This is a genomic window from Demequina phytophila, assembly GCF_000971135.1.
GTDB classification, from domain to species: domain Bacteria; phylum Actinomycetota; class Actinomycetes; order Actinomycetales; family Demequinaceae; genus Demequina; species Demequina phytophila.
Map to the genome: position 1 here is coordinate 39,163 of NZ_BBLW01000003.1, position 16,331 is coordinate 55,493.

The following is a 16,331-nucleotide window of genomic DNA, read 5'->3' on the forward strand; positions in this document are numbered from 1 at the left end:
ACCCGGCGGGCTCACTCCCCGCGGAACTCCTCGATCAACTCCAGCTCACGCGCGCGGGACAGGCCCGCGAGCCCGGGACGGTCCAGCCCCAGCGACCTCTCCTCGACGAGCACGTCCCGCACGGTCTCGATCAGGGGGCGCCGCGTGCCCCCGGTCGCGAGGTAGCGCGCGTCCGCGTGGTACCCGATGCGTGCCGGCTCACCGTCGTCGGGGACCCACAGGGGCAGCGACCCGGGTCCCTTCCACGGGCGCACGCCATGGTCCAGGAGCCACGGCGCGGACGGGCGCACCATGGGGCCGTGCGCGCCGGCGACCTCGCGCATGAGCTCGATGAGTTCGAGCCCCTCGCGCTGGTCGCCGACCGCGTTGACGGGGCCGGACAGGCCCGCCTCGATCGCGCCCAGCAGCCACGCGACGAGGTCGCGCACATCGATCACCTGAACCGGGTGGGCAGGGGGCGCGGGCACCAGCATCGGCTCCCCGCCGGCCTGCGCGGCCCGGCGCGGCCAATAGGCGAACCGCTCGGTCGGGTCGCCGGGACCGACGATCACCCCGGCACGCACCAGCAGCGCGTCCGGATGCGAGGTGGCCGTGTCCAGCTCGCAGCGCACCTTCGCGGCGTCGTAGCGCGAGCCGTCCACCGCCTCGTCGACTGCCGCGGGCTCGCGCAGCGGCGCGTCCTCGGCGATGAGCTCCCGGCTGGGGGCGTACGCCGCGACGGAGGAGATATAGGTCCAATGCAGCGCGCGGCCCGCGAGCGCCTGCGCCGCCTCCCGCACCTGTCGCGGCTGCCAGCTGACCTCGACCACCGCGTCCCAGTCGCGCCGGGCGACGGCCGCGTAGCAGCCAGCCTGGTCGCGGTCCGCGATCACCAGCTCCGCGCCCGGCGCGACCACACCCGACTCGCCACGCGCGAGGCACGTGACGTCCCAGCCGCGGGCGATCGCCTGGGTCGCGATCTCGCGTCCCAGCCACGCGGTTCCGCCAAGGACGAGCAAGGAAGGCATGCGGTCAGGCTAGCCGCACGCGGTGACACCTAGCGGAGCTGCCGGTCGGCGACCGGCTCGCCCGGCCTCACCTCCCACGCGCGGGTCGGCGCGATCGCGTCCACGAACGCGACGTCGTGGCTCACCACCAGCAACGCGCCGCGGTACCCGTCCAGCGCCTCGACGAGCTGCGCCTGCGAGTCGAGGTCGAGGCTGTTGGTGGGCTCGTCGAGCACCAGCAGCTGCGGCTCCGGGCGCGCGAGCAGCGCGCACGCGAGGAAGGCGCGGAACCTCTCCCCGCCCGACAGCGTCGCGACCGGCGCGTCCGCGGCGCCCCCGCGGAACCGGAAGCGTCCCAGCAGGTCGCGGACCTCCTGCGGCTCGGCCCCGGGAGCGCGACGCCGCACGTTGTCGAGCACCGAGGCCCCCTCGTCGAGCCCTACGAGCCGCTGCGGGAGCACCCCGACGGGCACCCCGATCCGCGCCTCGCCCGCCGCCGCGGGAGCCTCCCCGAGCAGCGTCGCCACCAGCGTGGACTTGCCTGCGCCGTTGAGCCCGGTGACGTGGATGCGTTCGGGACCGCGCACCAGCGCGTCGAGCGTCGCGCCGGTGCGCGTGACCAGCCCGGAGGCCTCGAGCACCAGACGCCGCTCGGGCACGGCGGTGCCCGGCAGGTCGACGCGGATGGTCCGGTCGCGCGGCAGCGCGGCGCGGGCCTCCGCGAGCCGCGCGCGGGCGGCGCCGAGCCGGTCCTGGTGGATCCCGCGAACGCGGGCGTCGGTGCGCTCGGCCTGGTGCTGCCTCGCGTCGGCGGCGAGCCCGACCACGCGCCTGTCCGCGCGCGCCTTCTCCCCGGCACGGCGTCGCCGGCCCGCCGCGTCGGCGTGCGCGGCGAGCACGCGTGACTGGCGCACCACCTGCGACGAGGCGGCGGAGACGTCGCGCGCCAGCGCGTCCCGCTCGCCTTCGCGCGCGGACTCGAACGCGTCGAGCGCGCCGCCGAACCCTCGCGCCTGCACGGTGCGGTCGTCGCGCTCGCGCAGCTCGACGATCCGGTCGACGCGCGCCAGCAGGTCGCGGTCGTGGCTCACCACCAGCGTCGCGCCGTCGCGCGCGGCGAGCCGGTCCGCGAGCCCGGCACGCGCGGGCGCGTCGAGGTTGTTGGTGGGCTCGTCGAGGACCAGCAGGTCGGGGCCGTCGAGCAGCGCCGCGGCGATGGTCAGGAGCACCGCCTCGCCGCCGCTGAGCCGTCCGACGGTGCGGTCCAGATCGCCGGGCAGGCCGAGCGAGGCGAGCATCGCGGTCGCGCGCTCCTCGACAGACCAGTCGTCGGCGAGCGCGTCGAAGTCGACGGGGTCGACGGAACCCGCCTCGATGGCGCGAAGCGCCGCGACGCGGGATGCGACGCCCAGCGCGTGCGCGACGCTGGAATCGAGCCCCAGGGTCACGGACTGGGGCACGTACGCCCACGAGGGCGGACGCGTCACCGTGCCCGTGTCGGGGGCGAGCTCGCCCACCGCGAGCCGGATCAGGGTCGACTTGCCGATGCCGTTGCGACCCACGAGCGCCGTGAGCCCGGCGGGCACCGTCAGGTCGAGGTCGGTGAACAGGGCGCGGCCGTCGGGCCACGCGAAGGAGACGTGGGAGAAGGAGAGGGCATGCATGGGGAGCTCCGCAGGGGTCTGGAAGGTGCAGGTGACCTGTGGCCAGACGCGTGGTCCGGCGTCCCTAGAGCTCCAACGTTCCTCCTCGACGCCGACCCTCGCGGCGCGCTCGTGCCAGGGTACGCGCCTTGCCGACCGCGCTCCACACGTTCCTCCGCCTGGGAGCGCTCCCGCGGCGCAGGTCGCATCGCATCTCCCGACGAGCGGGCGTGGATGTGCAGATTCCGTGTGGAGCGCGGGCGGGGGTGGGTACGGGTGGACGATGCGCGGGCCGGGCCCGCCCGCGGGCGTAGGGTGGCGGAGGCGCCAGTACCGACGCGACGCCGCGGAACAACCGCCCGCGTCAGCCGGTTGAACAGGTGGCATGTCCTCTACCTTCGCCTCGCTGCGCTTCTTCAACTATCGCCTGTGGTTCGCGGGCGCCCTCGTGTCCAACGTGGGGACCTGGATGCAGCGGGTCGCGCAGGACTGGCTCGTGCTGACGGTGCTCACCCCCGAGTCGGGCGTCGCCGTCGGCATCACCACCGCGCTGCAGTTCGCGCCGTTCCTCTTCCTGTCCGCGTGGGCGGGGGTGCTCGCCGACCGGGTGGACCACCGCAAGCTCCTGATCTGGACGCAGGTCGGCCAGGGTGCGATGGGGCTCGGGCTGGGCCTGCTCACGGTGATGGGCCATGTGGAGCTGTGGCACGTGTACGCGTTCGCCCTCGGGCTCGGTGTGGTGTCCGCGATCGACGGCCCGGCACGTCAGACGTTCGTGTCCGACCTGGTGCCCAGCGGTTCGCTGCCGAACGCCGTCGCGCTCAACAGCGCCTCGTTCAACGCTGCCCGGCTCATCGGGCCTGCCGTCGCGGGCCTGCTCATCGCGGCGGTCGGCACGGGGTGGGTGTTCCTCATCAACGCCGCGACGTTCGGCGCCACCATCTTCGCGCTCACGGCGATGCGGCTGGGCGAGCTGCACCACCAGGAGCGTGCCGCGCGCGGGCGCGGCCAGGTGCGCGAGGGCATCCGGTACATCCGCCGCCGCCCGGACATCGTGGTGATCATGGTGGTCGTGGGCGTCGTCGCGGCGCTCGGCCTCAACTTCCAGCTCACCAGCGCGATGATGGCGGCCACCGAGTTCGGCAGGGGCCCGGGCGAGTACGGGATCCTCGGCTCGATCACCGCGATCGGGTCGCTCACGGGCGCGCTGCTCGCCGCGAGGCGCAAGCGGCCCCGCCTGCGCCTGGTCGTGGGCGCGGCGTTCGCGTTCGGCGTCGCCGCGGGGCTCATGGCGATCGCCCCCTCGTACTGGCTGTACGCCCTCAGCTGCATCCCCGTGGGCTTCACGGCGCTCACCATGATCACGTCCGCGAACGCCGCGGTGCAGACCACCACCACGCCGCTCATGCGGGGGCGCGTGATGGCGCTCTACATGATGATCTTCCTCGGCGGCACGCCCATCGGCTCCCCGATCGTCGGGTGGATCGGGGAGCACTGGGGTCCGCGCTGGTCGATCGGGGTGGGCGCGATCGCGGCGCTGGCGGTCTCGCTGGCCGCGGCGGCGTGGGTGGTGCGCGACGCGCGTCTGACGCTCAGCTACCAGCTGTCCAGGCCGTTCGTCCGGGTGCGCTACCCCACCGCGGTCGAGGAGGAGCGCGAGCGGCGTGCGCAGGCGGCCGAGGACATCCTCGCCCAGCAGCTGGAGGACCGTTCCGCACAGCCGTGACCGGTCGCCCGCGAACTCACCCGTGCCGCGACCGGCGTCCGCCCGCCATACTGGGGCCCAGGAGGTGGACCGTGGACCACGTGAGCGAGTACAGCGGCGACTACATCGACTCCTGCCGGTGGCGCATCGAGGCGGAGGTCGCGGCGTTCGACCTGCTGCGCAGCCAGGCGCCCGGCGACGGCACCATGGACTCCGCGATCCAGGACATCGAGGACGAGTACTTCGTGGCGGTCGCGAGCCAGCTCGAGGGCATGTTCACCGACCGCGGCCGCGGCGCCGAGGGCGCCTCGCCGGGCCCCCTGCAGGAGCTGCGTGCCGTGGTGGCGTCGCTCAACGGCAACGGCGGTCGCTTCGACCCGCCGGAGGGCTCGGGCCTCGACGCCTCCACGACGGTGCTCGGGCTCGACTCCGGGGACCCGATCCGCCTCGACCGGGAGACGTTCCAGTCCCTCGCCGACGCGTTCTTCGACGCGATCGAGGAGACCTACGGCGTCGACTCGTAGGCGGGTCGCTCAGGCGAGCCCGGTCCCCTCGGTCAGCGGGGCGACCATCATCCAACGGATGCCGTAGCGGTCCTCGAAGGACGCGAACAGCTGGCCCCAGAACATGGGGGTGGGTTCCATCTCGATCTCGGCGCCCGCCGACAACCGCGTCCAGATGTCGCGCAACGCGTCCTCGTCATCGAGCTCGACGTTGATCGAGATCGCGTTGCCGTTGACCAGCACGTGACCCATCGACGGCACGATGTCGGTGCCGTGGATCAGGTGCCCGCCGACGGTCTCGAGGGCGACGTGCATGACCCGGTTGGCCTCCTCGTCGTTCAGCGCGGGTGCGCCGGGCGGCTGGGGTACCTCGCCGATCCGCTGCAGCGGGGCCGCGTAGTCGCCGCCGAAGACCTCCTTGTAGAAGGCGAACGCCTCCTCGCAGGTGCCGTCGAAGTTGAGGTAGGTGGAGACGGTCGCCATGGTTCCTCCCGGGCTCGCGGCGCGGCCCCCGCGCCACCGGCCAGCGTATGTCCGCGCGGGACGATCCGCGCGGGGGACGATGCGCGCCGCGGCGACCGCCGCATCGTCCCCCGGGGCGTCAGCCGGCCCGGTACGGGAAGGCGACGTCGCAGACCGGGTCGTCCATTCCCGCCGCGAGGACGTCGGTGAAGTAGACCTCGCGGGCCGGCAGCCCGTCGATCATCTCGCCGTGCGCGAGCACCCAGCCCGCGACGCCGTCGTAGGCCTCGAGGATCGCGGGGAACTCGATCTGCGCACGCGTGAGCGTCGCGAAGGCCTCCTCGTGGGCCTGCTCGAGCCGGATCGCGACGCCGGGCACCGGAGGGGCACCGGCCGCGACCACGACGCACACCTCGACCAGGGCGCTCTGGTCGGGGGTGACGGATCCGTGGTAGATCGCGTAGGTCGGGTCCTCGGGCGTGGTGTCGAGCGGCCGCAGGTCCGGATGGGCGGCGGCGTAGTCGAACAGCCGGGCGAACGCGGTCATCACGAACTCCTCGAGCTCGGGCTGATAGACCTCGCGTGCGATGAAGGCGAGCGTGCGCTCGGGCACGACGCGGGTGGCGATGTCCATGGCGGGTTCCCCCTGGTGATGCAGCTGGTGGCCGATGTACCGGACGAGCCCTCGTCGTTGCTCGTGCCGCCTCTCCTGAGCGATCCACCACGCGTCGAACGCCGGGGCCGCCTGCGCGGGTGTGGCGTCGAGGAGCTCACGGATCACGGGCAGCGGGACGTCGATGCGACGCATGGCGCCGATCAGGGTCGCGCAGCGGATCTGATCGGTCGAGTAGTAGCGGTACGAGCTGACGGGGTCGACCCGCACGGGGGTGAGGAGGCCCTGGTCGTCGTAGTGCCGGAGCGCCTTGACGGACAGGCGGCTCAGCGCGGCCAGCTGGCCGATGCTGAGAAGCTCTCCCGAGTGCATGCCGTCAGCATCGGCCCTCCCGCTACGGGAGGGTCAAGCGACGCGCCCGATCACCTCATCTGCGAGGCGGGACGCGCCGCTCGCCGCGGTGGTCCCGTCGGCTCAGCCCTCGACGCGGCGCTGCTGGTCCACGTGCTCGTCGCGCACCTCGGTGTGCGTGGTGTGGCTGCGCTGGCGGTTGGCGACCAGCGACACGATGAGGGCGATCACGCCCGCCGCGATGCAGATGTAGCCGACCATCGCGAGGTCGACGCCGTCGATCGCGTCGTCGACCGCGAAGGCCGCGATCGCACCGACGACGATGAGGAAGATCCCGGTACCGAGTGCCATGATGCGTTCCCTGCTCTCCGGCGGGCCGTTCCGTCGCGCCGGGATCTCCGGCCGAGGGCGTGTGTCGCGATCCCGCCGACGGTGCAACGCCGCTCTGCCAGGGACGATGCCCCGGACCGAGGCCGCCGGGTCCGCCTTTAGCGTGATCTACCAGGCATGACGCGAATTGTCACAGGTGGGAATAGGCGATCGCGGCGCGCGGTGACGCGCGCCTCGGTTCACTCGTCGTCGAGGCCGCCGATCAGCTCGCACGCGCGTGCGTTGAGCGGCTTCAGCTCGCGGTCGCGCAGCATCACCGACTGCAGCAGCTCTCCGTCCCCGGTGTCGATCACCAGCTGCGCGCTGGTGGGTCCCTCGCCCGCCGGGCACGTCGGCGCGCCGAGCGGCAGCCGGACGGTGACCTCGCCTCCCGCGGGAAGGGCGGCGTCCACCCCGACGGCGTCCATGCGCTCGAAGTAGGACGTGAACACGGTGCCGCCCGTCACCACCACGGGACCGTCCCACCGCGACTCGAGGGTGACCTCGATCGACCGCGTCGCGAACGAGTCGGTGGGCAGCTGCGCCACCGCGGCGGTCGCGAGGACGGGGTACTCGGGGGCGTCCGCGCAGCTCGCGAGCGCGGGCGCCACGATCGCTGCCGCGACGGCGAGACGGAGCACGGACGGGCGAGGCATGGCGCCATTGTGGCGCGTCGTCGCTCCCCCGCGCTGCACGGTGCGGGGCGCGCCGGGGGCGAGACGCCCGCCGCTACCCCCTAGACTGGGTGCACGCGCCGCCCTCGGACGGCCGTCGCGGGTGTAGTTCAATGGCAGAACTTCAGCTTCCCAAGCTGATAGCGCGGGTTCGATTCCCGTCACCCGCTCGTTGCTGAAGGCCCCTCTCCGGAGGGGCCTTCGTCGTTTCTCGGCGGCGCCGGGGTGCTCCGTTGATCTGATCGTGCAGAGAAGCTGCCTCGAGTCTGCACCGGTGTATCAGTCCAAGGAGTGCGCTGCTCGCGAGGCGCGTCAGCGGCTCGCGCGACGGTCCCTGCCCACGACGACACCGACCACCAGCTGGAGGGTCGCGAAGCCGAGCAGCAGGAGCAGCGTCGGGGTCCACGAGCCCGTGGACTCGGCGAGCACGCCCGCGAGAACGGGCCCCGCAGCGGCGAGGAGGTAGCCCACCGACTGCGCCATTCCCGACAGCTGGGTGGTCTCCGAGGGCGTCCTCCCCCGCAGGCTCATGAGGGACAGCGCCGTGACCAGCGACGCACCCGACCCGAGACCTGCGACGGTGATCCACAGGACCGCCGCGTCGGGGGCGAGGATGAGGCCCGCCGTGCCGCCGGCGACCAGGACCGTCGCGAGCACCGCCGCGCCCCTCTCGCTGTCCGGTCGCATCGCGAGGGGGATGAGCAACCCTCCGGCGATGCCGACGATCTGGTAGACGAACAGGTGGATGCCCGCGGTGTGCGCCGAGACCCCGAAGGACGCCTCGATGGTGGGCAACCATGTCACCAGGACGTAGAAGCTGGTCGCCTGCAGCCCCATGAATCCGGTGACGAGCCACGCGGTGCCGGATCGCCAGACGCTCGCGTGTGCGAGGTCCGCGTCCGCGATGCGGGCCTCCGGATCGTGGCCGACGCGCGTCCGCAGCCACCACACGCACGCGACGAGCGCGAACGGTGCCGCCCACACCCCGAGGGACAGGCGCCACGTGCCGACCTCGGCCAACGGCACCGCGACCGCGGCACCGACGGCGGCCGCGCCGGCGATCACCGCGGAGTACGCCCCCGTCGCGACCGCCACCCGATCGGGGAAGTCGCGCTTGACAATCACCGGGACGAGGACGTTGCCGATCGCGACGGTGGCTCCGATCGCCGCGGTGCCCACCCACAGTCCCGGCACCCCAGTCCACGACCGTACGACGACACCGACGACGAGTCCCGCGAGCGCCGCGAGGAGCGTCCCCTCGGCGCCCCACCGCCGCGACAGGCGATGCACCACCGGCGACACGGCCGCGAAGCCAAGGAGCGGGAGCGCGCCCAGCAGGCCGAGCGCGCCCTCGCCCAGGCCCAGCTCGGAGCCGATGTCGCCCAGCACGGGCCCCACCGAGGTCTGCGCCGGGCGGAGGGTGAGCGCGACCAGGTAGACCGCGAGCGCGGCGACCAACGCCCCTCTCGAGCGGCGGGTCACCCTTCCGCGCGGGCGACCGGCGCGTCGTCCCCCGCGCGAGCGTCGCCGGCGGACCGCAGGGGCCGCGACGACGACCAGGCGACGATGGCGACGCCGACGACGATGAGCACGTCGCCGACGCTGAAGGTGTTCGACAGCGGCAGCGGGTCGGGCCACGCGAACACGTCGCCCAGCCACGGCAGCACGGGGTCCTCGATCACGGCGGTGTTCGCGAACGCGTGGTCCGGGTCGATGCCGGCCGCGGCCGTCGCGGCGGCGCTCGCGGGCAGGACCCCGCCGTTGAGCGCGATGGTGACGCCGTTCGAGATCGCACCCGCGGCGACCACGAGGGTGCCGCGCACCTCCCGGTTGAGCCACAGGAACGCGAACGCGGCCACGTAGGTGCCGACGTGCAGCACCTCGGACAGCGCCCCGGGGAGGTGGACATCGATGATGACGATCTGCAGCACCAGCGAGGCCCAGATGAGCCACGCCCACCGCCACCGGCGCAGCAGCAGCCCGGCGGGCCAGCGTCCGGCCAGGAGCGGGGAGAGCACCGCGATCACGCAGGCGGCGAGCACGAGCACGGTCACACGCTCCGGATGGGGCCGGTGGTCGGCTCGCCGGACTCGGCGGTGGCGACGCCCTGCTCGGTGCCGAACACGCGGTCCAGCGCCGACGCCTCGACGGGCCGGCCCAGGTGGTAGCCCTGGCCGATCACGTGGCCGAGGCCGCGCAGCGCGGTCACCGTCTCGGCGTCCTCGATGCCCTCCGCGACCACGCGAAGGTCGAGCGCGAGCGCCAGCGCGATGGTGGACCGCACGATGATGAGGTCGTGGTGGTCCGCGCCGATGTTGCTGACGAAGGACCTGTCGATCTTGAGCTCGTCGATCTCGAGGCGGCGCAGGTAGCTCAGCGAGGCGTTGCCGGTGCCGTAGTCGTCGATCGCGATCGACACCCCGAGCCGGCGCAGCGCGTGGAGCACCAGGTCCGCGCGCGCGGGGTCCGAGAGGATCGCGGTCTCCGTCACCTCGAGGACGAGGGACGATGCCGGCACGCCGTGGCGCGTGAGGGCGGCGGCCACCTGCTGCGGCAGGCCCTGGTCGGACAGGTGTCGCGCCGAGAGGTTGACGGACATGCGGAGGTTCCGCCCCGACGCGTGCCAGCGCGCCAGCTGGGCGAGCGCCGTCTCGAGGACGAACGCGGTGACCGGGAAGATCAGCCCCGAGTTCTCCGCGAGCGGGATGAACTCGTCGGCACGGACCGGGCCGCGCTCGGGGTGGCGCCAGCGGACGAGCGCCTCGACGGCGACCGCGCGACCGTCGGTGAGGTCGTACTGCGGCTGGTAGACCACGTGGAGCTCGCCCGTGTCGAGGGCGGTGCGCAGGTCGGCGAGAAGGCGGAGGCGCTCGACCGTGTTGATGTCGAACTCCTGGGAGAAGGTGCTGATCCGGTCGCGCTCGAGCTTGGCGTGGTAGAGCGCGATGTCGGCGTTCTTCATGAGGGTCTCGCCGTCGTCTCCGTGCAGCGGCGCGACGGCGACGCCGGCGCTCGCGCGGACGAGCAGCTCGAGGCTCTCGACGTGGACGGGGGCGTCGAGCGACGCGAGCACGTCGCGAGCCACCTGTCGGGTCTGGGCGAGGTCGCCGCGGACGACGACGGCGAACTCGTCGCCGCCGAGCCGGTGGACCGAGGCCCCCTCCGGGGCGATCTCGAGCAGGCGCGCGCCCACCTGCCGGAGGATCTCGTCGCCCACGGGGTGGCCGAGAGTGTCGTTGAAGTCCTTGAAGTGGTCGAGGTCGACCAGCACCAGGCCGGGACCTCCGAGACGAACGGGGCCGGACGAGTCGAACGCATGCTCGAGCTGGTAATACAGATGGCCGCGGTTGCCGAGGCCGGTCAGCGAGTCGTGCGTCGCGTCGTGCGCGTGGCGCGCGGCGGAGGCGGTGAACAGGTGCGCCGCGATCACGGGCGGCACCAGGAGCGCGAGGGTCGCGACGCCGTCGGCCGCGACATCGGCCGCGATGCCACCGATGGTCAGCAGGACGATGTGGGTGACGAAGGCGTGCCAGGACTCCTCGCGCAGGGCGAGCGACAGGGGCTGCGACGTGGCAAGAGAGACGACGCCCGCCACCAGGAACCAGTTCACGGCGACCATCGCCGTGCCGGCGACAAGCAGCGCGCCGATGCTGTCCCCCGGCCCGATGGTCGACACACCGAGGAACGGGATACCGGCCAGCCACGTGTACACGGCGCCAGCGGCGACCACGCTCAGCGCGTACTGCGAGATGTTGAACAGCGACTTCTGCCAGGGGCGGCGGTGAAGGATGTCGTCGAGAAGGCTCGCGATGACCTGGACGAGCACCGCGGCGCCCACGCCGGAGACCGCCAGCAAGGCAAGGATGAACGGCGCCGAGGTCGAGAGCGTGCGCTCCTCGCCACCCTCACGGATCAGCCGGATCGGCTTCACCTCGCCGAAGATCGCCGCGACCGCGAGGAAGACCGCGGACCCGAGCAGCGGCTGGTCGACGACGTCCGACCAGGACGTGCCGGTGAGAACAAAGGCGACTCCGGCGATGCCGAGCGCGCCGATCACCGTCACATAGACGGCAAGGCGCGAGGGCGGTGCGGGGAGTCGCCTCCCCGCACCGCCCTCGCTCCGAGGTGGGATCACGCCCACTTATACCCAGCGCCGACGATCACGGCGATGGCGACGAGCGTGCCGGTGCTCGCGGACGCGCGAACGACGGTGCTCTCCTTGAATGCGTTCCACTTGCTCATGGTGTTCTCCCTCTGCTCGAGGACTCCGCCATGGGCGAGGCGACGCCCCGCCTGACCCTCGGGCTCGCTGAAGGGATGAGCCCAAGGAATGACATCGTCCTACCTGGTTGTTGGCTGGAGGACCCAACCGAGGCACATTCTTGCGCAACAATCGTCGCCGCACCAGCGTCTATTAGCACTGTCACAACGATCAGCCCTCGGTCGGGCAGGAATCGACCAGGCCCGCGGTCGCGCTGTACGCCGCCGCCGGCGCCTCGCCGCCGTCGTACCCGAGCCTCAGGCACCAGTCGTAGGCGGTGACGCCCTCGACCGCGACCGAGGGGTGCGCGTCGGCTGGCAGCGTCATCGTCACGGGCGCGCCGTCGACCACGTAGGACGTGCCGTCGACACCGACCTCGATCGCCGTCGCGCCAGGATTCGCGGCGTACCAGTCGACCACCGCATTGCCGAGCGTCACCGCATCCACCTGCGCCTGAAGGTCGCGCTCCGCGGCAGGCGCGTCGGACGAGGTCGCGGCCACGGCGATCACCGCCCATCCGACGGTGCCGACGATCCCGAGCACCAGTCCCGCAAGCGGCCAGCGCCGATGCGCGGCACGGCCCTGGCGCCAGCGCGACAGCCCGAGCGCGCCGAGGAGGATCGCGACGGGTCCGAGGCCCACGCAACCGGCGACGAAGGCGGAGATGCCCAGCCCGTCACCACCCTCGCGCGCGAGATCCTCGCGCGGTTGCACCTCGACCGTGTCGACCATCGCGCCCTCCAGACCGCCGTGCATCCCGGCAAGTCTCCCACGCGGGAGGCGACGGTCCCGCGCGCAGGCGCGTGTCGCATCGTCCCGCGGCGGGGGCACAGCGAAGGCCCCCCGGAATTCGGGTCCGGGGGGCCTTGCTGTAGCTCGAGAGACCACGGTGGGCGGCGCCCTGACGCGGCGACGACCTCTCGGCCGACCCCCCGGGCCCGTCGTGCCCTGTGCCGTCACCCACAGGTCCGCCCGCCTCGCAAGGAGGCCGCAGACGCGGACCGCCGTTGTCCGAGGAGTCCGATCAGGCGCGCACGCGCCGGCCATCGCCCCCGTCCCGTGCCGTTCCCGGCGTCGCAACGGGTCCGACGAACCTCGGAGAACGCTCTCAGCGGCCCCCGATGGCACGCACGCCACCATCTCGCTAGAGGCGTTTCTACTCGCGTCGGCGGGCGCGCGCAAGGCGTAGCGGCCATCGAACATCCGTCCACCATGTCCCCACATGGTCATCCACATGCCGCGTGCGGAGCCGAACGGTTTTACCCACACCTGTGGAAGAAATCTGTGGAAACAGCGTCATGCCCATGTTGACGTTGACATCCCGAGCCCTTCGACCTGGCCGCGGCCCTCGCACACCCCCTAGGCTCGGGGGCATGACCGCACCTGGACTCATCGCCGCCCAGGCCAAGATGGCCGCCGCCGGGGTCGACCAGACCGCCATCGACGTCTTCTCCCACTACTTCGGGGAGCTGGAGGCCGGCGCGACCGGCCTCATCCGTGAGGACACGATCGAGCCGCTGCTGGACCCGCCGTTCCTCGAGGGGATCGAGATCGACGATGACGCGGCGAGGGACGCGTTCGCGAAGACCGCGATCATCCGCCTCAACGGCGGCCTCGGCACCTCAATGGGGATGGATCGGGCGAAGTCGCTGCTCCCGGTCCGCGACGGGAGGTCGTTCCTCGACCTCATCGTCGAGCAGGTGCGCCAGGCCCGTGAGGCCACCGGCGCCCGTCTGCCGCTGGTGCTGATGAACAGCTTCCGCACGCAGGACGACTCGCTCGAGGCGCTCGCCCCGTACGCGGACCTCGCGGTGGACGGCCTGCCGCTCGACTTCCTGCAGAACGCGGAGCCGAAGCTGCTGGTCGACGGCCTCATGCCCGCCGAGTGGCCCGCCGACCCCACCCTCGAGTGGTGCCCGCCCGGCCACGGCGACATCTACACGGCCCTGCTGGGCTCGGGGATCCTCGAGCGGCTCCTCGACGAGGGCTTCCGCTACGCCTCCACCGGCAACTCCGACAACCTCGGCGCGGTGCCGAGCCCCACGATCGCGGGCTGGTTCGCCGCGTCGGGCGCGCCGTACGCGGCCGAGCTGTGCCGCCGCACCGCCGCCGACCGCAAGGGCGGCCACCTCGCGATCCGTAGGTCCGACGGCCGGCTCATCCTGCGCGACACCGCCCAGACGGCGCCCGAGGAGATGCACTACTTCACGGACGAGCACCACCACCCGTACTTCCACACCAACAACCTGTGGTTCGACCTCGAGAAGCTGTTCGCGGCGCTCAAGGAGCGCGGCGCGGTGCTGGGCCTGCCCCTCATCCGCAACGTCAAGAACGTCGACCCGACCGACTCGACGTCGCCCGAGGTCTTCCAGATCGAGACCGCCATGGGCGCCGCGATCGAGGTGTTCGAGGGCGCGACGTCGATCGTGGTGGGCCGCGACCGGTTCCTGCCGGTGAAGACCACCAACGACCTGCTGCTGCTGCGCTCGGACGCCTACACGCTCGACACGGACGGCGCGCTGCGCCTCGCGGTCGAGGCGGCCCCGCTGGTCGACCTGGACCCGAAGCACTTCAAGACCATGTCCACGTTCGAGGCGCGGTTCCCGCATGGGGCGCCGTCGCTGCGCGACGCGACCTCGCTCACCGTGCGCGGCGACTGGACCTTCGGGGCCGGCGTCGTGGTGCGGGGCGTGGTGACGCTCGAGGACACGGGCAAGGCGGAGGTCGTCCCCGACGGGACCGTGCTCGAGGGCTAGGCGTCCCGGTCGGACCCGACCGGGCTCCACACGGATGCCCGTGCCAGGCCGGATTTCGATGCAGGTCGCGTCGCAACACCCGACCAGCGCGGGTGCGGTTGCAGAATCCGTGTGGAGAGCGGCGCGAGCAACAGCCGGCCAGCGCGCCTCAGCGTTCCTGCTGCGCGTCCTCCTGGGCGGTGCGGGCCAGCATGGCGTTGTAGGCGCGCAGCTCGGCGTCGTCGTCGCGCTCGGCCTTGCGGTCGAGGCGACGGCTCTCGCGCGTGTCCGCACGACGCCACGCGGCGATGATCCCGATCGCGAGCAGCACCACGGGGAACTCCCCGATGCCCCACGCGATCTGCCCGCCGTACTGCTGGTCGGTGATCGCGTCGGAACCCCACGTGCGCCCCATCAGCCCGAACCAGGTGGGCGCGATGAGCACGGTCGACATCATGATCGCGACGCCGAAGAACGCGTGGAAGGCCATGGTCGCGAACAGCAGCACGATCCGCAGCGGGTAGCCGGGCCGCGTGGGCCCCGGGTCGATGCCCACGAGCGCGTTGACGAACAGGTACCCGACCACAGTGAAGTGCAGGATCATCCACAGGTGGCCCACGTGGTTGCGCAGCGCGAACTCGAACAGCGGCGAGTAGTAGAAGACGATGAGGAAGCCCGCGAAGCTCACGGCGGCGACGATCGGATGAGCCCAGAAGCGCATCCACCGTGACTCGACCACCGTGCGGATCCACTCGCGCGGCCCCATCGACCCATCCGACCGGGGCGCGAGCGCGCGTAGCGCCAACGTGACCGGTGCGCCGAACGTGAGCGGCACGGGTACCACCATGACGAGCAGCATGTGCTCCAGCATGTGGCCGCTGAAGGTCACCATGCCGTACACCGTGGGCCCGCCCTGGGTGATCCACACCAGGATCGCGATGCCCACGAGGAACGATGCCGTGCGGTACCAGGGCCACGCGTCGCCGCGGCGACGCAGCCGCACCACCCACCGCACGTACGTGATCGCGATCGCGGCGAGCACGAACGCGGTGATGATCTCGAGCCGCCACAGCCCCACCCACGTCGCGAACGAGGGCGCGGGCGGCAGCTCGTAGCCGGTGAGGAAGTAGGCGGGGCTGGGCTCCTCGACGGGGACGATCGGGATGGGCGGCGCGGTCGACGCGAGGACCGCGGCGACGCCCATGACGGCCATGAGCGCTCCCACGTCGACGAGCATGAGCCGCCAGAAGCGCTCGCGCGCCTGCGCCTCGTTGAGACGGGGCAGCGATACGCGCCTGTGCAGCGCCGCGAGGGCGACCGCGACCGCCATGAGGCCGATCTTGAGCAGCAGCAGACGCCCGTACGTGGTGGTGATCAGCTCCGTGGGGCTCGACAGCCGGATCCAGCCGCTCACGGCGCCCGAGACCACCACGGCGGCCGCGGCCCAGATCGCGATGCGCGACGCGCGACGCACCGCGTCCTTGGTCCGGTCCCCGAGCGAGCGGCGCAGCAGCAGCATCACGCCGATCACGCCCGTCCACACCGTCGCGCCGGCCAGGTGGAGGAACATGGCGGACGTCGCGAGGTGATGGTCGGCTGCGCCCGCGGCGTGGCCGGTCTCCGCGAGCCAGCCTAGCGCCCACGCCACCGGCACCAGCGACCACGCGGCGACCGCGGGCGTCCTCACCAGCGTGCACAGCACGGAGGCCACGAGGCCGGCGGCCAGCACCTGCAGGTAGGCGATCAGCAGGTCGACCGAGGTCGAGTAGCTCCACCACTCCTCGACGAAGCGCGACGCGTCAGGCAGCGCGCCGCGGATGCTCGCGTACGTCGCGAGCGAGTGCCCGAACGCGCCGACCACCCAGCCGATCGACCCGATGCGCGCGATCAGCGACGCGCGACCCACCGCGGCGTGCCCGGCGGGCAGCACCGCCGCGATCACGAGCAGCGCGCCCGCGGTCGCCGCGATCGAGAGGTCCCGCACGGCCGCGAACACCGTCACCAGGGCCTCGACTTGCATGCCTCAAGG

At 72.5% G+C, this 16,331-nt stretch carries 14 protein-coding genes and 1 tRNA gene; 4 read left to right on the forward strand and 11 right to left on the reverse strand.

The annotated features are described in order from the left end of the window. Positions 1 to 11: 11 nt before the first annotated feature. Together AOM01_RS05265 and AOM01_RS05270 are read right to left on the reverse strand one after the other, a co-directional pair. Positions 12 to 1,007 carry an NAD-dependent epimerase/dehydratase family protein gene (locus AOM01_RS05265; RefSeq protein WP_062290078.1) on the reverse strand — a complete coding sequence of 332 codons (996 nt, stop codon included), beginning with the start codon at positions 1,005 to 1,007 and terminating at the stop codon, positions 12 to 14. Between the two features lie 29 nt (positions 1,008 to 1,036). Continuing rightward, positions 1,037 to 2,650 (reverse strand): ABC-F family ATP-binding cassette domain-containing protein, encoded by a 1,614-nt coding sequence (locus AOM01_RS05270; RefSeq protein ID WP_062290082.1) that lies wholly within the window; start codon positions 2,648 to 2,650, stop codon positions 1,037 to 1,039. A 364-nt stretch (positions 2,651 to 3,014) separates the two neighbouring features. On the opposite strand from AOM01_RS05270, the gene AOM01_RS05275 reads away from it, so the two are divergent. Together AOM01_RS05275 and AOM01_RS05280 are read left to right on the forward strand one after the other, a co-directional pair. Beyond that, a complete protein-coding gene (locus AOM01_RS05275) occupies positions 3,015 to 4,355 on the forward strand; it encodes an MFS transporter (RefSeq protein ID WP_062290085.1) in 1,341 nt (446 codons plus the stop codon). An 80-nt stretch (positions 4,356 to 4,435) separates the two neighbouring features. Then, complete coding sequence (locus AOM01_RS05280; RefSeq protein WP_169746520.1) at positions 4,436 to 4,858, forward strand: hypothetical protein; 423 nt, start codon at positions 4,436 to 4,438, stop codon at positions 4,856 to 4,858. Positions 4,859 to 4,867: 9 nt separating this feature from the next. Here AOM01_RS05280 and AOM01_RS05285 read toward each other — a convergent pair whose 3' ends face one another. The 4 genes from AOM01_RS05285 to AOM01_RS05300 all read right to left on the reverse strand — a co-directional run bounded on the left by AOM01_RS05285 (position 4,868) and on the right by AOM01_RS05300 (position 7,288). Then, the gene (locus tag AOM01_RS05285; protein ID WP_062290090.1) at positions 4,868 to 5,320 is read right to left on the reverse strand and encodes a VOC family protein; all 453 of its coding nucleotides are present in this window, start codon (positions 5,318 to 5,320) and stop codon (positions 4,868 to 4,870) included. A 118-nt stretch (positions 5,321 to 5,438) separates the two neighbouring features. Next, entirely contained in the window at positions 5,439 to 6,284 is an 846-nt protein-coding gene (locus tag AOM01_RS05290; RefSeq protein ID WP_062290093.1) for a MerR family transcriptional regulator, read from the reverse strand. Between the two features lie 102 nt (positions 6,285 to 6,386). Then, complete coding sequence (locus AOM01_RS05295) at positions 6,387 to 6,614, reverse strand: DUF6458 family protein (RefSeq protein ID WP_062290096.1); 228 nt, start codon at positions 6,612 to 6,614, stop codon at positions 6,387 to 6,389. Between the two features lie 218 nt (positions 6,615 to 6,832). Then, positions 6,833 to 7,288, reverse strand: coding sequence for a hypothetical protein (locus AOM01_RS05300; RefSeq protein WP_062290099.1), 456 nt, complete (start codon positions 7,286 to 7,288; stop codon positions 6,833 to 6,835). Between the two features lie 117 nt (positions 7,289 to 7,405). Between AOM01_RS05300 and AOM01_RS05305 the strand changes: the two genes are divergently transcribed. Continuing rightward, positions 7,406 to 7,476: transfer RNA gene (locus AOM01_RS05305), tRNA-Gly, on the forward strand. A 142-nt stretch (positions 7,477 to 7,618) separates the two neighbouring features. Here AOM01_RS05305 and AOM01_RS05310 read toward each other — a convergent pair. The 4 genes from AOM01_RS05310 to AOM01_RS14665 all read right to left on the reverse strand — a co-directional run bounded on the left by AOM01_RS05310 (position 7,619) and on the right by AOM01_RS14665 (position 12,323). Then, positions 7,619 to 8,764 (reverse strand): MFS transporter, encoded by a 1,146-nt coding sequence (locus tag AOM01_RS05310; protein WP_228374223.1) that lies wholly within the window; start codon positions 8,762 to 8,764, stop codon positions 7,619 to 7,621. 20 nt (positions 8,765 to 8,784) lie between these two features. Then, positions 8,785 to 9,354, reverse strand: coding sequence for a DUF5317 domain-containing protein (locus AOM01_RS05315; RefSeq protein WP_156155845.1), 570 nt, complete (start codon positions 9,352 to 9,354; stop codon positions 8,785 to 8,787). Positions 9,355 to 9,356: 2 nt separating this feature from the next. Further along, the gene (locus AOM01_RS05320) at positions 9,357 to 11,369 is read right to left on the reverse strand and encodes a putative bifunctional diguanylate cyclase/phosphodiesterase (RefSeq protein ID WP_062290107.1); all 2,013 of its coding nucleotides are present in this window, start codon (positions 11,367 to 11,369) and stop codon (positions 9,357 to 9,359) included. Between the two features lie 369 nt (positions 11,370 to 11,738). Then, positions 11,739 to 12,323, reverse strand: coding sequence for a DUF4190 domain-containing protein (locus tag AOM01_RS14665; protein WP_062290110.1), 585 nt, complete (start codon positions 12,321 to 12,323; stop codon positions 11,739 to 11,741). A gap of 617 nt (positions 12,324 to 12,940) precedes the next feature. Between AOM01_RS14665 and AOM01_RS05330 the strand changes: the two genes are divergently transcribed. Further along, positions 12,941 to 14,323, forward strand: coding sequence for a UTP--glucose-1-phosphate uridylyltransferase (locus tag AOM01_RS05330; protein WP_062290113.1), 1,383 nt, complete (start codon positions 12,941 to 12,943; stop codon positions 14,321 to 14,323). 148 nt (positions 14,324 to 14,471) lie between these two features. Here the strand turns inward: AOM01_RS05330 and AOM01_RS05335 are convergent, their stop codons facing one another. Further along, on the reverse strand, positions 14,472 to 16,322 hold the full coding sequence (locus AOM01_RS05335) for a bifunctional copper resistance protein CopD/cytochrome c oxidase assembly protein (protein WP_062290117.1): 1,851 nt from the start codon (positions 16,320 to 16,322) through the stop codon (positions 14,472 to 14,474). Positions 16,323 to 16,331 lie beyond the last annotated feature (9 nt).